The sequence below is a fragment of the Rossellomorea sp. LJF3 genome (assembly GCF_037046045.1).
Classification (GTDB): domain Bacteria; phylum Bacillota; class Bacilli; order Bacillales; family Bacillaceae_B; genus Rossellomorea.
Map to the genome: position 1 here is coordinate 38,197 of NZ_JBANLY010000002.1, position 14,109 is coordinate 52,305.

Sequence of the window (14,109 nt, forward strand, 5' to 3'; positions counted from 1 at the left end):
TCTGCAAGTTGTCGATAAGCTTCCGCTACTCTATTATTTACCCCAGCGCATAATGATCGCGCCCCAAGTTAAACCGCCACCGAATCCTACCATGACGACTACATCATTCTCTTTCACTCTTCCCGCTTCAAGATCTTCCACTAAAGAAACCGGGATAGAAGCCGCTGATGTATTTCCATATTTATTTACGGTCTTAGACATTTTTTCCACCGGCAGTTCCAGTCGTTGCCTGGCTGCTTCCATGATACGGATGTTGGCCTGGTGAGGAATCAGGAAGTCTACGTCTTCTTTACTTAAACCTGCCTTTTCAATCACATTAATACTGGATTCACCCATTTGACGAACAGCGAACTTAAATACTTCCCGACCGTTCATGATCAATTTTTCATCCTGATACAAATGCTTCGCTCCTGATCCGTCCGATCCTAATTCAAAGGCAAGAATCCCCTTGCCGTCTGGAACGGGGCCAAGGATAGCGGCACCCGCAGCATCCCCAAATAGGACGGCTGTGTTACGATCCTCCCAGTCAGTGATTTTGGATAGTTTCTCCACACCGACCACGAGGACATTCTTGTACGCGCCATTATCGATGAATTGCTTTGCCGTAATCATACCATACATAAACCCGGCACAAGCGGCACTGATATCCATTGCAGCAGCCTTCTTGGCTCCCAAGCGTTCTTGAAGGAGGCAGGCAACAGATGGGAATGGATGATCCGGGGTGACGGTTGCAACCATGATCAGGTCGATGTCCTCTGGATTGATCTCCGCGTCTGCGATTGCCTTCTTTGCGGCTTCGAAAGCCATATCAGAGGTATTTGTTTCATTATTTGCTATTCTTCTCTCTTCAATGCCTGTTCTCGTACGAATCCATTCATCCGAAGTATCCACCATTTTCTCAAGGTCCGCGTTTGTTAAGATCTTTTCAGGAAGATAACGTCCAATTCCAATAATACCTGTATTCATACTGGCGTTCCCTACTTTCGTTTATAATTTTTTTCATATGCTAAATGGTTATTATCAATTATTATGACTTGGTACTAATTTTATCGAAGATTTCTACTTTCTGCAATTATTTTTTCTTTCTTCCCTCTTCTACACAATCTGACCACACTCGTGCAACCTCACAACACAAAAAAACGGGCCACCTAAAATTCAGGTGACCCGTCTTTCTATTCGCTTACTCTTTATGTAAGGCATCCTGTTTGCCTAATTCATAGGCTTCACTCATGACCTGGGTGAACAGCGTCATAAATGGCTGCAGCATTTCAGGAGAGAACTCGACTCCCGCTTGATCGAGTTGTTCCTTCGCTTGAGGGAAATACTTCATGGCAATCTGCATAAACTCCATTGTTTTGTCTTGATTCATTGCTTCGATTCCTTTCCATTCGGCAATTTGCCGGTATCAATATAGTCCTTGATATGTTGCTTCATTTCAGATTGAAAATCTTTCGGAATGAGAGGACTGAATTTCCCCATGGAGATCACACCGTCTTCAAAATCAAATTCCAGGTTGCCTGACTCCAGCTCATCATGCGCGAACCTCTCGGCTACCACTCCATACACTTTATCCGCCTGCTGGACAGTGCTTGTCAGGACAGTTGATTCCCCTAGATCGGATTGATCGGATACGTACCCTATGGCATAAAGTCCTTTTTCCTTAAGCTTTTCGATTACAGCTACATTATAGCCGTCACCTGCAGGATACACAACATCGATATCCTCGTTAAGTAAAGTGTCCAACTCTTGAAGGGCCCTCCCTTGATCGTCCCAATGATTGGTGTACTCTACGTTAACCTCTGTCTCGCTGTTTTGATACTTCGCTCCGTCTATAAACCCTTGAACTTCAGGCTGCCACTCAAAGGCCGCAATCACACCGATCTTCTTCGTTTTAGAGTGAAGGGCTGCTGTCATTCCTCCGAAAAAGCCCATTGCATATCCCTTGAACTGTAGGCTTGTCGTGTTTTTCTCAGTGGCATGTCCGTTAAAGCTGACAAAATGCATATTGGGATGCTCCCCTGACAAGTCATTAAAGACATCCGCATACTCACTTCCGTGTCCAAATACTAAGGTGACATCCTTATCATCAAATTCCTCTACTGCCTGCTTGATTGATGTATCATCCTTCATTCCCTCTTTATAGAAGACGTCTGCATTATAATCGGATTGTATTTTTAGTAATCCTTTGTATCCTTTTGTTCCCCATACTCCATCATTCACTGCTTCCGGAACAAGTAAACCAACCTTTTCTATCTCTTCGTTATTCCCTGTTGAACAACCACTTAGTCCAACCAGGAATACAATCAGGAAAACCGTGTACCATTTCTTACTCATGTGCAGCAACTCCTTTAAAGCCCATGCAGCATCTATAAAAGGTTCATTACATCATCCCTATTTTACCCTCACCTGTATCGACATGAAAAGGAAAAGTTTTCTCACTCCTCAATTTCTTGCAAGCGTATCCCTTTTTCTTGTTGATCAATGATGCCCTTGTGAGACTTGGATGGTCTGACTATCACTTCTTTTCCAACGGAATCGACATCACGATGACCAGCTGAAAACGTTTCATTTGTAATATATGATAGAGCTTCTTTCCAGCTCATGTCTGACAGTGGTTTCAAAGTAAAGGTGTCTTTTTTTGAAGAGAGGTTGACAATCATTTTGGCTGCGTCCTTCACATAAATCGCCCCTGAGGGATCATCGACATAATCCGTTACTTCCCCACTGCCGGTCAAAATCTGTGCAAACAGGAATTCTTCCGGTTGATGGATACCATATAACGTTGGAAGATAGAAGGCGGCTCCATCCTCTCCTAGATCTCTATTTCCTTTCCCGTTGGAATAGATTCGAATCACATGGAAGGGTTGGTCCACTTTTGAAAGCATTTTATCCACTTCTGATAAATAACCGGCTCTATCACCACTTATCTGGTCATAGTAAGGAAGGAATACACTGGACCCTTTGCGTACGTTCTTATCCCAATCCCCATAAGGCACGTACTCCAGGTTTGCATTCCTTCCAATTTCCATCCATTTATCCTTCGTCTCTTTGTACTCATCGATGGCGGTCACTGTCCATCCTTTTTCCAGAAGGGCATGACAGAGTTCAAATCCCAAAAACTGTTGTGCAGCAAAAACAAATGCAGAATGGTTCAAGTCAATCACTCCAATTTATTTGTTATAACTCCTTCTCATGCAGGGAAAAGTAAGATGCGATCTTACCTCCAAGAGACCCCCGCTTCTCAGGAAGAACAAAGAATAGATCCGTTGAAATTCCTTTTGCTAAACGCTCCGTATATATATCTTTTATGAGAGTGAATTGATTTTTATAACGATTTAGAGTCATTGACTGAACAATATACAGGGGAATAGGGATCTCCTGGAATATTTTGTAGTCCTGTGTTTGTTGTGAGATGAAGTCTTCACAATCCTCTTCCTTCATCCTTAGCATAAAGGAAAGTTCTTTTATCACTTTTTTATAAAAGAATTTCTGTTCCTTTTCTTGTTCTAAATGGTCATACATCGATACACAGGGTGAGAGCAGGACGGCACTTCTAATATCATGTGCCAATTTCGGATAGAGATTTTTCAATACTAATGCTCCCATTCCTTCGGCCAAGATGTGGATCTTTCCATTGATGATTTCGTTCCGCTTCACATGCTGATAGAGTCGCCTGGCCAACTGCACGGCTTGATCGCTACCCCAATTCGCTCCATAAAGATTACTATAATATACAATGTACCCCTTGGATGTCAGCTCTTGAATCCACTTATACCGTGCCTCATGCTGCACCCAGAAACTGCTCTTTTCGTCTACATAGTGATGGGAGTCCCCTATAATCATTACAGCGAATCCATTTGGTCGTTCAGGGTAATGAATCATGCACCACTCTTGCTCTAATTGAAACAATCGTTGATACATTTAAATTTCTCCTTTTACATACTAAGTCTCTATAGTTTATGTAAAGAGACTGCATATGTAAGGGAGATAGCCCAAGGAAGACCTTTTATTTATAAATTTTGGTCCCTCTCCTCCAACAGATGACAGGGTTTACATTTCACAGATTAGTCATTTATTAATTGTTGAAGCTGTGGTAAACTAATAAAGATTGAAATGAGTGACAACATACGATTGAATGTGTTCAATACATAGGAATGAGGTGACTTGGCGTGAGATTTTTTTGGATGTTCTTCTGGGCTTTTGCATTGTCCGAAATGCTGACTTACGTTGTAAGTTCTATGAATGGAAACGAATTTCATTTTCAAACAGGATTAATCCTTTCCGTTTGTTTCGCGGTATTGGTATTCCTTATCACGCTTGTTATTCCAAACGAGCCTGTAGAAAACCATTAAAAAAAGCAGCCAAACCCGGCTGCTTTTTTTCATTTAATGAATTGATAAACCATTTTCACCTGCATCAATCGTGATGGTTTGACCCTGTCGTATGTTTCCGGCAATGATCTCCCTTGCAAGCTTGGTCTCGATTTCCCTCTGAAGGTACCTTTTTAAAGGACGTGCTCCATACACGGGATCATAGGCGGATTCCGCAATGAACTCCTTCGCCCCTTCTGTGAGAGTTAGGATGATTTGCTGTTCCTCTACCCGCTTTTGAAGGTCCTCAATGAGTTTATCGATGATTTCCTTAATGTTTTGAATGCTCAATGGTTTAAACAGAATAATGTCATCCACACGGTTAAGGAATTCGGGGCGGAATGCGGAACGAAGCTGACCCATCACAAGATCTTTCGTATCGGGGTCAATCTCTTCCTCCCCCTTATTCCGTTCAAGGAGATGAGCCGATCCGATATTGGATGTCATGATGATCACCGTGTTTTTACAATCAATGGTCCTTCCCTGAGAATCGGTGATCCGGCCATCGTCAAGCATTTGCAGAAGAATATTGAATACTTCGGGATGGGCCTTTTCAATTTCATCCAGTAAGATGACTGAATAGGGTTTACGCCTGATCGCTTCCGTCAGCTGACCGCCTTCTTCATACCCAACATATCCAGGAGGTGCACCGATCAAACGGGATACCGCATGCTTCTCCATATATTCAGACATATCGATTCGGATCATCTGTTCTTCACTGTCAAATAAGGTTTGGGCGAGTGTCTTCGCAAGCTCTGTCTTCCCGACTCCTGTTGGGCCTAAGAAAATGAAGGAACCAATCGGCCTGTTCGGATCCTTGATCCCTGCCCTTGCACGGATGACGGCATCACTGACCAGTTGTACAGCCTCATCCTGGCCGATCACCCGTTCATGAAGAATGTGATCAAGCTTCAACAACTTCTCCCTTTCTCCTTCTACAAGCTTTGTGACCGGGATCCCGGTCCATCTCGCCACAATGTTCGCTACTTCTTCTTCTGTCACTTCTTCACGAAGCAGGCGCCCCTCCTGTTCTTTCATCATTTCCTGCTCTACCGCGGCAAGTTCTTTCTCCATGGCAGGAATCCGTCCGTGCCTGAGCTCAGCGGCTTTATTCAAATCATAATCACTTTCGGCTTCTTCCAACTGGCGCCGGAGTTTCTCCAGTTCTTCCCGCTTCTCCTGTACGACGGAGATGCTTTCTTTCTCCTTTAGCCATTTTAATTTCATGGTATTCGCTTTTTCCTTCAGATTGCTTAAATCTTCGCGTATACGTCCGAGCCGTTCCAGGCTTGCAGCATCCTTCTCCTTATTTAACGCTGCTTCCTCAATTTCAAGCTGCATCACTTTACGGGTCACTTCATCGAGCTCCGACGGCATCGAATCGATTTCCGTCCGGATCATCGCACATGCTTCATCGATCAGGTCGATGGCTTTATCAGGGAGGAACCGGTCTGATATATAACGATCGGAAAGGCTGGACGCAGCCACGATGGCCCGGTCATGAATATTGACCCCATGATGGATTTCGAATCGTTCCTTCAATCCTCTCAGGATGGAAATCGTATCCTCCACATTCGGTTCCTGTACGAGCACTTGTTGAAAGCGTCTTTCCAGGGCTGGATCCTTTTCAATATACTTTCGGTATTCATTGAGGGTCGTTGCCCCGATGCAGTGAAGCTCCCCTCTGGCAAGCATGGGCTTCAGGATATTCCCCGCATCCATGGCCCCCTCCGTTTTTCCTGCACCTACAATCGTGTGAAGTTCATCTATGAAAAGAAGTATGCGTCCTTCACTCTTTTTCACCTCTTGGAGTACGGCCTTCAGCCGCTCTTCAAACTCACCCCTGAATTTCGCTCCAGCGACTAAAGAGCTCATATCCAGCTCGAAAATCGTCTTATCCTTCAAGCCTTCAGGAACATCTTTACGAACAATCCTTTGGGCAAGACCCTCCACGATGGCGGTTTTCCCTACTCCCGGCTCTCCGATCAAGACGGGGTTATTCTTCGTCTTCCGGGAAAGAATGCGAATGACGTGGCGGATTTCACCATCTCTCCCGATGACAGGATCGATTCTGCCTGACCTCACATCCGCCACAAGATCCCTTCCGTATTTCTTCAGCGCTTCATATTTCACTTCCGGGTTTTGTGTCGTCACCCTGCTCCCTCCTCTTATCTCTTCAATGATTTCTTTTACGATCTTTTCCTTTACTCCTTGCTGCGTTAAGTACAGCGTAATCGGATGCTGTTTCTGCTTCCACAGGGAAAGAGCAAGATGCTCAATGGAAATGTAGTCGTCTTCCCATTTGTGTTTCAAACTCTCACTATCGGCGAAAAGTTGATGGATATCCCTTGAAAGGTACTGTCCATATTGGATCCCTTCCCCCTCTACTGCAGGGATGTCATCTAACTTCTCATCTATCCATTCCGTCAAAGACTGAATGGTTATCCCCGCCCGTTCATATATGGTTCGAAGGAAGCTTTCTTCCGGCCCGAGCAGCGCCTTCCACAAATGAAGGGCACTTATATCCGTATGTAGCTTTTCCTTGGCCAATTGACCAGCCGAAGCCAACCCTTCCTGGATGCTGTGGGTCATGTTATCAAGATTCATTGTTTGCCACCTCACATTTTGACCTTCATTGACCTTTAATGACATTATATCCCTTTCATTAGAAAAAGGAAAAGAAAAAGGAACAAGGATTGCCTTGAACGGGGCACCCTTGTTCCGGATGGTTAAGGTTTTCTCATATACGACCATAGGCGGTTGTGGTTGGAGTTCTCAGGAAACCTGTCCCCTGCTTTCAAACGCAGTTTTTGTGGATTCTTCACCATGCTCCCGGTTTCACCGATTTCTATATACTCACCGTTGTTCGGTGCCTTTTCGCCTGCCCTGAATTGTCGTGACTGTCCCATTCTTACCCCTCCTTTTTCGAAGCGATGCTTCTTTCCTATTTTTCTACAAGCGTGACCTTTCATGCATGCCAGATGAAGGATAAATATGATAATCACGTTACGGTTCGGTTAACATTCGGAAAAAGGCTTTACAGTCTTTCCCTTAATGGTGTTAAATTAAAAAATGTGGAGAAATAATGCTTGGAGGATATACAATGGATTTTTATTTGATTATGAAATACTTATTTTTGGGGATTTTTCAAGGGTTCACGGAACCGATTCCGATCTCATCCAGTGGACACCTGCTGCTCGCACAGCATTTCCTTGGAATCAAAGACACAACACTGACCTTTGAAATTCTGGTCAATACGGCATCATTAATCGCTGTTCTCATTATTTACCGGGAAGACATCATGCGACTGATCGTGAATGGTCTCGGTTATTTCAAACAGAAAACACCCGAAACCAAACGTGACTTTCATTTCATTATATACTTACTGATCGGCACGATCCCTGCAGGGGTGATCGGTATATTATTCGGCGATGTCATTGAGGAACATCTTACTTCTGTCATCACGGTAGGTATCACGCTCATCGTTACAGGTATCGCCCTTTGGATGATCCGTAACCTGAGAGGAAGAAAAAATGATGGAGACTTAAATGTAAAAGACGCGATCATCATCGGTCTTGCACAGGCAGTTGCCCTCATCCCTGGAATCAGTCGTTCAGGTGCAACGATCGTCGCAGCCATGGCAAGCGGTATGAAGGGAGAAACAGCCCTGCGCTTCTCGTTTCTTCTTTATATCCCCGTCAGTGTGGGCGTCATGGTATTTGGAATAAGCGACTTGGTGGGTGATCCGAACCTTGCTTCCATGGCGATTCCATATACAGTTGCCTTCATTGCTTCTCTGATTGCTTCTTACTTCTCATTGAAGTGGTTCATGAATATTATGGCAAAAGGGAACTTGAAATACTTCGCTATTTATTGTGTCGCAGTCGGAGCAGCAGTCCTGATTTTCACCTAAACCTTCTATCCGTCTGGTATCTTTGGTAAGCTTGTTAGAATATGACATTTTGATGGAAATGGTGTGATCTCATGAGTGAGAATGTTGAAGTCCCTTCCGAGATAAAACAATTGTTCATCGAGAAAAAGTCGGTAAGAACCTTAAAAAAAGGAAGTTTTTTGTTTCAAGAAGGAAAAGCGGCTCACGAGTTATATTTAATCAAAAACGGTCGGATTCAAATAAGTAAAGTCATTTCCGATGGACGGGAATTATCCCTCCGCATCTGTTCAACTGATGATGTCATCGGAGAATTGACTTTATTCAGCAAAGAAGCCTACTACATGCTCAGCGCAAAAATACTTGAGGACACGACGGTTTATGTTTTACCGAAAGAAATGTTTGAAGAAACTCTTTCCCAAAACGGTGATTTGACCATACAATGGCTGAAATGGATACAGCTTCAAAATCAGCAGAATCAGACAAAGTTTCGCGACCTCATCCTTCATGGAAAAAAAGGAGCCCTGTATTCTACCTTGATTCGCATGACCAATAGCTACGGAAAAGCAGTGAACACCGGTATCCTGATCGACCTGCCCTTAACCAACCAGGAATTGGCCAATTTTTGCGGATCATCCAGGGAAGTCGTGAACAGATTATTGAGCGAACTGAAGAGAGACAACGTACTTATTTCGGAAAAAGGATACATCACAATTTTGGATCTGGAATACTTGAAGAATGAAATTGACTGTGAGAATTGCCCGGTCTCCATCTGCCGGATCGATTGATCAAAACCAAAAAACCCCCTGAAGCCAGCCTGCTTCAGGGGGTTTCTCTTGTATCGGGTATTATCGGATCCCCAATGCGATCTTCGCATAGCGGGACATATTGTCTTTGCTCCATGGTGGATTCCAGACGATGTCTACCTCTGTTTCTTTCACTTCGGGAATGTCACTCAGTGCTGTTTTCACTTGATCCACAATGGTTCCGGCCAGGGGACAACCCATTGAAGTAAGGGTCATGGTGACTGTTGCTTTTCCTTCTTCATCGAGATCCACATCATACACTAAACCTAAATTCACTATGTCTATTCCTAATTCAGGGTCGACAACCTGCTCTAAAGCACCCATCATATTATCTTTTAGATCTTGATCCATGCTAATCACTCCTTCACGCTAATACTTGTCTCTTACCCATTTTCATTACTCATTTTAACAAATAACCACGTATAAAACAAAAGGTTAAGCTGATAAATGCTTCTCGAACCACTCGACAAGCCTCAATACGCCTTCTCTCGTTACTTTATGATCGGCTTTATCATCTTCTATGAAAAGCAGATGGTCTTCCCGTTCCTCATAATATGGCAATATGCTGTCATAGAATTCCCTGGTCAAATGGAAGGGAACGACTTTGTCACGCTTTCCATGCCAGAACATGAGGGGTCTGCCCCCAAGCTTCTCGGGTTGAAGGCTAAGATCATAATGGGCAAGCTCACTCATCATGCTTTCGATTTCCCCCTCGCTAAATGGCAGATCATATCCCAGCGCTTCCACTTGAGCGAGCTGGGCCTGTGCAAATTTTACATATGTAGGGTTCCCCATCAGTGAAACGGCTGAAGAAATCCATTCATATTGAGTCAGGGCACCCAATGTAACGATCCCCCCCATGGAAGTTCCTGCAACACCTATTCCATTTGGTGCGATCAGCCCTTTTTCTTCAAAGTGCTCTTTCAATATGGATAATTCATGAATGGTATTCAACACGATCTTCCAAAAAACTTCGCCTAATTGATACTCTGACTTTCCAGAAGACCGTTCTCCGTGCTCTAAACAATCCGGGAGTATCACTCTGAACCCCTTCTCAGCAAGAAGGTATGCGTAGTGAAGATTATGCTCTTTCGCACTCGTAAAGCCGTGAATAAAGAAGCATGTCGGTAACGGTTTATTCATGTCCTCTTCCCTCACAAGATGAAGGAATGGGATCCTTTGTATGTTTGTTTTATCAATAAGAATCATGATGGTTCTCTCCCTCCTGATTGCTTTTCACTTTACTATGATATCCTAGATTTGGTAGTATGTATAATATTTAAATTGAAGGCGTATGTAAACATTTCTTAAAATCTATGTGCTGGTGGTGGACAACTTTCTTCGTGTAACGCTACACTAGAATAGCCTTCATACCAATAAGATTGGGGATTTGTATTCATGAACTCACAAGAAAAACATCTGATTGTTCTGGATCTCGATGGAACATTATTAACCGATGAGAAGAAAATCTCGTCCAAAACACATGATATATTAAAAAAAGCGCGCCATAAAGGGCATGAAGTGATGATTGCAACAGGCAGGCCGTTCCGAGCAAGTGAATTGTATTATCAACAACTACGGTTGACCACTCCCATTGTCAATTTCAATGGAGCATTTGTGCATCACCCTACTGACCCATCATGGGGAGTCTATCATGAACCGATGGATCTCGAGGTGGCCAAACAAATCATCGATGCATGTGATGATTTTCCATTCCGTAACATCGTCGCTGAAGTGATGGATGATGTCTATCTTCATTATCATGATGAAAAGATCATCGATGTATTCATGATGGGTAACCCATCCATCTCAACAGGTGATATCCGGAACGTATTATCTGATCACCCTACATCCATGCTCATTCACGCTGAGGAAGAGGATGTAGCCGAAATACGTGCCCACCTCGATGATGTACATGCAGAACTGATCGACCATCGCCGCTGGGCTGCACCTTGGCATATCATCGAGATCGTTAAATCCGGATTGAATAAAGCGGTAGGGATAGAGCGTGTGGCTTCTTCCTTGAACATCCCTCAGGAAAGAATCATCGCATTCGGGGATGAGGACAACGACCTGGAAATGCTCGACTATGCAGGAACAGGTGTGGCGATGGGTAATGCCATCGATTCACTGAAGGATATTGCAAATGAAGTGACACTTTCGAATGAAGAGGATGGCATCGGCCGTTATCTGCAAAAACGCTTCGACTTATAAATCTGATGGTAACGGTGGGTAAATCTTCTTACTGTACGTTCCGCCTCCGAGAGCCATACTAGAAAAGAACGCATCCAGCGTTCCAACTTGCACAAGGGGTGGTAAGTGATGGGTAGAAAATCGAAACGATTTGTACAACAAGGTAAAATTGCTGTATCAAAACATGACGAACGTATCCCGTATCATCTGACGTATGCAGAAGCAGAGGCTAAGAAGCTTGCTTCACATGGTGACGGTGCAGGGGGGCTGGAATAATGAGCAATCCACTATTCCAACAGGCACGCAGCGCTGTATCTTCAGCTAAACAGGCATGCAGTACGGGAGAAAACGCTCAAATGTCCATTGATAAAGCGAAGAATGCTTTGTCATCTGCTTACGCTAACTCGAATGTCGAAGAGCAGAAGCAGCTTCATGCTCTTCAGGACGAGTTGAACCGCCTTTCATAAGCAAGATCAAACAGGGTTGCCCGCAATAGGGCAACCCTGTTTATTTCTATGGAAGAACGACAAGATAACTGTGAATGATCTTCCCGTCCCCTTCATCCCGCTCATATAAATTCAGGAACAGCTTTCCATTTCTACTTTTCAACTCAGGGAGTATGATGGAAAACCCCGTCCAGGCAGGAGCTTCTTTATTCACTTCTATCAGCGTTTCCGGGAGGAGAACCCGATGTCCATCCTCAACCAAATAGTAAAAACTCCCACTCGAGACACGGGCTTGTCCAGTGACCGTAAAGCGACCTTTGACCTTCCTTACCTTCACATCTTTAAAGGAAGGGTTTTCCTGGGGTAATACACTTTCTGCTCCCGATTTGACGGGTACCCCCAATAACAGGATTGAGCTGATCAGTATATACACGATGGCTTTCAAGGTGATGCCCCTTTCTATCTAGGTTCACCCATAGTATTTGATAAACGTGAGAATCTAATCTTTTCGAAAGAACCCGAATATCCCTGTAGTCTGGACGATATTTGTAAACGCATTTGGGTCTACATCCTTGATCGTATGTTCAAGCTCGTACAATTCATACCTGGAAATGACGATGATCAACATCTCCTTATCTTCTCCGGAAAAAGCCCCTTTAGCAGGCAAAGTCGTAATTCCCCTCACGAGCTTCGAATGGATGGCTTCACGCAATTCATTCGATTTCTTGGTGACGATCATCGCAGTCAGCTTCTCATGTCGTGTATGGATGGCGTCGATTACACGTGTGGAAGCATATAATGTCACTAACGTATACAGGGCTTTTTCCCATCCGTACAGGAACCCTGCTGACGTGATGATCACAGCATTCATCAAAAAGAAATAAGATCCGACCGGCTTATCTTTCATTCTTGACAGGATCATGGCGATAATGTCCATTCCCCCGGTGGATGCCCCCCATTTCAATGTGATCCCGACACCGACAGCGGCTATGACCCCGCCGAATACCGCGTTCAGAAGGATATCCGGTGATAATTTAATGACCGGGAGCACTTCCAGGAAAAAGGAAGTCAGAAACACCGAAATAAAGCTATACACAGTAAAAGAACGGCCGACCTTAAGCCAACCCAGAATGGTGACGGGAATATTAAGGATGAATAATAAGATACCTGTTGAAATATTGAATGGTGCAAACTCTTTCAGTAAGCTTGACAGCAGTTGGGCAAGTCCCGTAAAGCCGCTCGCATACACATTTGCGGGAATAAGAAAGAAGTTCATGGCAATGGCTCCCAAAAGGGATCCCACCAGGACCACGACAAATTTCTTCGCCTCTAATTGAACATGATCTCTCGACATACACATACCTCCTGCATCTTGTTGTTATTTTCTATGTTCCACATTTCATCTTACCTAAACTCCCTCCACTATTCATCTTTTTATCATAATTCATGTTCAATCGATTGTTATTTTCACTGAAAATCGCTAGACTAAAGCTATAAAGATAAGTCAAAGGATGATGAGGATGACAGTAAAATTATTTGCTGATAGTGCAAGCGATCTTCCTGCTGCCTATTTCAACGAACACAACATAGAGCTTCTTCCACTTAAAGTACATATAGATGGTCAGGACTACGAGGACTTGATCACCATTGAACCGAAAACCGTATTCAATAAAATCAGGGACGGACATATGCCGAAAACGTCCCAAGTCTCACCGGACCTGTTCCTGAAAAAGTTCACACAGCTTGCAGAATCAAATCAATCCGGCGTCTACATTGCCTTTTCTTCCCAATTATCAGGTACGTATCAAACGGCTGTCATGATCCGGGATCAGGTTAAAGAAGATCACCCTGATCTTGATTTGACCATCATCGATTCGAAATGTGCATCACTCGGATATGGGTTGGTCGTCATGAAAGCAGCCGAACTCCTGAACAGCGGCGGAACAAAAGAAGAAATCATCGAAGCCTCCAGGTTTAACTCCGAACATATGGAACACCTTTTCACCGTAGAAGACCTTGAATACCTGGCAAAAGGAGGGCGGGTCTCAAAAGCTTCAGCCTTTCTGGGTGGATTACTCAACATCAAGCCTCTTCTGCACATGGAAGATGGTAAGCTTGTCCCGCTTGAAAAATTGCGCGGAAAAAAGAAACTACTTAAACGCATTTTAGATATGATGGAAGAACGCGGTGAGAACCTTTCTGACCAGGTGATCGCCATCAGTCACGGCGATGACGAAGAATTCGCTTTTGAAATGAAGCAGCTCATAGAGGAAAAATTTTCACCGAAGGACGTTTACATCAGTATTATTGGATGCGCCATAGGTTCTCATACAGGTACAGGGACCTTAGCCATATTTTTCTTAAACCGGCACTCATAAACTTCTCTCCCCTTCCCCATACTAATA

Annotated in this window: 18 protein-coding genes; 7 read left to right on the plus strand and 11 right to left on the minus strand. The window is 44.0% G+C overall.

The annotated features are described in order from the left end of the window. Nucleotides 1–33: 33 nt before the first annotated feature. The 5 genes from V8G47_RS02675 to V8G47_RS02695 all read right to left on the minus strand — a co-directional run bounded on the left by V8G47_RS02675 (nucleotide 34) and on the right by V8G47_RS02695 (nucleotide 3,921). The gene (locus tag V8G47_RS02675; RefSeq protein ID WP_336198767.1) at nucleotides 34–966 is read right to left on the minus strand and encodes a beta-ketoacyl-ACP synthase III; all 933 of its coding nucleotides are present in this window, start codon (nucleotides 964–966) and stop codon (nucleotides 34–36) included. Between the two features lie 214 nt (nucleotides 967–1,180). Next, a complete protein-coding gene (locus V8G47_RS02680; protein ID WP_034763435.1) occupies nucleotides 1,181–1,369 on the minus strand; it encodes a ComZ family protein in 189 nt (62 codons plus the stop codon). Continuing rightward, nucleotides 1,366–2,334 carry a BMP family ABC transporter substrate-binding protein gene (locus V8G47_RS02685; RefSeq protein ID WP_336198768.1) on the minus strand — a complete coding sequence of 323 codons (969 nt, stop codon included), beginning with the start codon at nucleotides 2,332–2,334 and terminating at the stop codon, nucleotides 1,366–1,368. Before V8G47_RS02685 ends, V8G47_RS02680 begins: the two co-directional genes overlap by 4 nt. 101 nt (nucleotides 2,335–2,435) lie before the next feature. Further along, on the minus strand, nucleotides 2,436–3,155 hold the full coding sequence (locus V8G47_RS02690; RefSeq protein WP_336198769.1) for a hypothetical protein: 720 nt from the start codon (nucleotides 3,153–3,155) through the stop codon (nucleotides 2,436–2,438). 22 nt (nucleotides 3,156–3,177) lie between these two features. Beyond that, entirely contained in the window at nucleotides 3,178–3,921 is a 744-nt protein-coding gene (locus tag V8G47_RS02695; protein ID WP_336198770.1) for a hydrolase, read from the minus strand. A gap of 293 nt (nucleotides 3,922–4,214) precedes the next feature. On the opposite strand from V8G47_RS02695, the gene V8G47_RS02700 reads away from it, so the two are divergent. After that, nucleotides 4,215–4,352 carry a DUF2929 family protein gene (locus V8G47_RS02700; RefSeq protein ID WP_397545335.1) on the plus strand — a complete coding sequence of 46 codons (138 nt, stop codon included), beginning with the start codon at nucleotides 4,215–4,217 and terminating at the stop codon, nucleotides 4,350–4,352. Nucleotides 4,353–4,385: 33 nt separating this feature from the next. On the opposite strand, the gene clpB is transcribed toward V8G47_RS02700, so the two are convergent. Together clpB and V8G47_RS02710 are read right to left on the minus strand one after the other, a co-directional pair. Continuing rightward, the gene (gene clpB, locus V8G47_RS02705; RefSeq protein WP_336198771.1) at nucleotides 4,386–6,977 is read right to left on the minus strand and encodes an ATP-dependent chaperone ClpB; all 2,592 of its coding nucleotides are present in this window, start codon (nucleotides 6,975–6,977) and stop codon (nucleotides 4,386–4,388) included. A 122-nt stretch (nucleotides 6,978–7,099) separates the two neighbouring features. After that, nucleotides 7,100–7,279 (minus strand): YjzC family protein, encoded by a 180-nt coding sequence (locus tag V8G47_RS02710; RefSeq protein ID WP_034763424.1) that lies wholly within the window; start codon nucleotides 7,277–7,279, stop codon nucleotides 7,100–7,102. A 194-nt stretch (nucleotides 7,280–7,473) separates the two neighbouring features. Here V8G47_RS02710 and V8G47_RS02715 point away from each other — a divergent pair, with 194 nt between their 5' ends. Together V8G47_RS02715 and V8G47_RS02720 are read left to right on the plus strand one after the other, a co-directional pair. Beyond that, nucleotides 7,474–8,283, plus strand: a complete 810-nt coding sequence (locus V8G47_RS02715; RefSeq protein WP_336198772.1) for an undecaprenyl-diphosphate phosphatase — start codon at nucleotides 7,474–7,476, stop codon at nucleotides 8,281–8,283. 71 nt (nucleotides 8,284–8,354) lie between these two features. Next, on the plus strand, nucleotides 8,355–9,047 hold the full coding sequence (locus tag V8G47_RS02720; RefSeq protein WP_336198773.1) for a Crp/Fnr family transcriptional regulator: 693 nt from the start codon (nucleotides 8,355–8,357) through the stop codon (nucleotides 9,045–9,047). A 60-nt stretch (nucleotides 9,048–9,107) separates the two neighbouring features. On the opposite strand, the gene V8G47_RS02725 is transcribed toward V8G47_RS02720, so the two are convergent. Both V8G47_RS02725 and V8G47_RS02730 read right to left on the minus strand, forming a co-directional pair. Further along, nucleotides 9,108–9,416 carry a metal-sulfur cluster assembly factor gene (locus tag V8G47_RS02725; protein ID WP_034763420.1) on the minus strand — a complete coding sequence of 103 codons (309 nt, stop codon included), beginning with the start codon at nucleotides 9,414–9,416 and terminating at the stop codon, nucleotides 9,108–9,110. An 84-nt stretch (nucleotides 9,417–9,500) separates the two neighbouring features. After that, nucleotides 9,501–10,274 (minus strand): prolyl oligopeptidase family serine peptidase, encoded by a 774-nt coding sequence (locus V8G47_RS02730; RefSeq protein WP_336198774.1) that lies wholly within the window; start codon nucleotides 10,272–10,274, stop codon nucleotides 9,501–9,503. Between the two features lie 189 nt (nucleotides 10,275–10,463). On the opposite strand from V8G47_RS02730, the gene V8G47_RS02735 reads away from it, so the two are divergent. From V8G47_RS02735 to V8G47_RS02745, 3 genes are all read left to right on the plus strand, one after another. Further along, nucleotides 10,464–11,279 carry a Cof-type HAD-IIB family hydrolase gene (locus V8G47_RS02735; protein WP_336198775.1) on the plus strand — a complete coding sequence of 272 codons (816 nt, stop codon included), beginning with the start codon at nucleotides 10,464–10,466 and terminating at the stop codon, nucleotides 11,277–11,279. Between the two features lie 108 nt (nucleotides 11,280–11,387). Then, complete coding sequence (locus V8G47_RS02740) at nucleotides 11,388–11,534, plus strand: hypothetical protein (protein ID WP_167562130.1); 147 nt, start codon at nucleotides 11,388–11,390, stop codon at nucleotides 11,532–11,534. Continuing rightward, nucleotides 11,534–11,725 carry a DUF3813 domain-containing protein gene (locus V8G47_RS02745; RefSeq protein WP_336198777.1) on the plus strand — a complete coding sequence of 64 codons (192 nt, stop codon included), beginning with the start codon at nucleotides 11,534–11,536 and terminating at the stop codon, nucleotides 11,723–11,725. Before V8G47_RS02740 ends, V8G47_RS02745 begins: the two co-directional genes overlap by 1 nt. 46 nt (nucleotides 11,726–11,771) lie before the next feature. On the opposite strand, the gene V8G47_RS02750 is transcribed toward V8G47_RS02745, so the two are convergent. Together V8G47_RS02750 and V8G47_RS02755 are read right to left on the minus strand one after the other, a co-directional pair. Continuing rightward, nucleotides 11,772–12,149 (minus strand): Gmad2 immunoglobulin-like domain-containing protein, encoded by a 378-nt coding sequence (locus V8G47_RS02750; protein ID WP_336198778.1) that lies wholly within the window; start codon nucleotides 12,147–12,149, stop codon nucleotides 11,772–11,774. 54 nt (nucleotides 12,150–12,203) lie between these two features. Next, nucleotides 12,204–13,058 (minus strand): YitT family protein, encoded by an 855-nt coding sequence (locus tag V8G47_RS02755; RefSeq protein WP_079534816.1) that lies wholly within the window; start codon nucleotides 13,056–13,058, stop codon nucleotides 12,204–12,206. A 166-nt stretch (nucleotides 13,059–13,224) separates the two neighbouring features. Here V8G47_RS02755 and V8G47_RS02760 point away from each other — a divergent pair, with 166 nt between their 5' ends. Continuing rightward, nucleotides 13,225–14,082 (plus strand): DegV family protein, encoded by an 858-nt coding sequence (locus tag V8G47_RS02760; protein ID WP_336198779.1) that lies wholly within the window; start codon nucleotides 13,225–13,227, stop codon nucleotides 14,080–14,082. Nucleotides 14,083–14,109 lie beyond the last annotated feature (27 nt).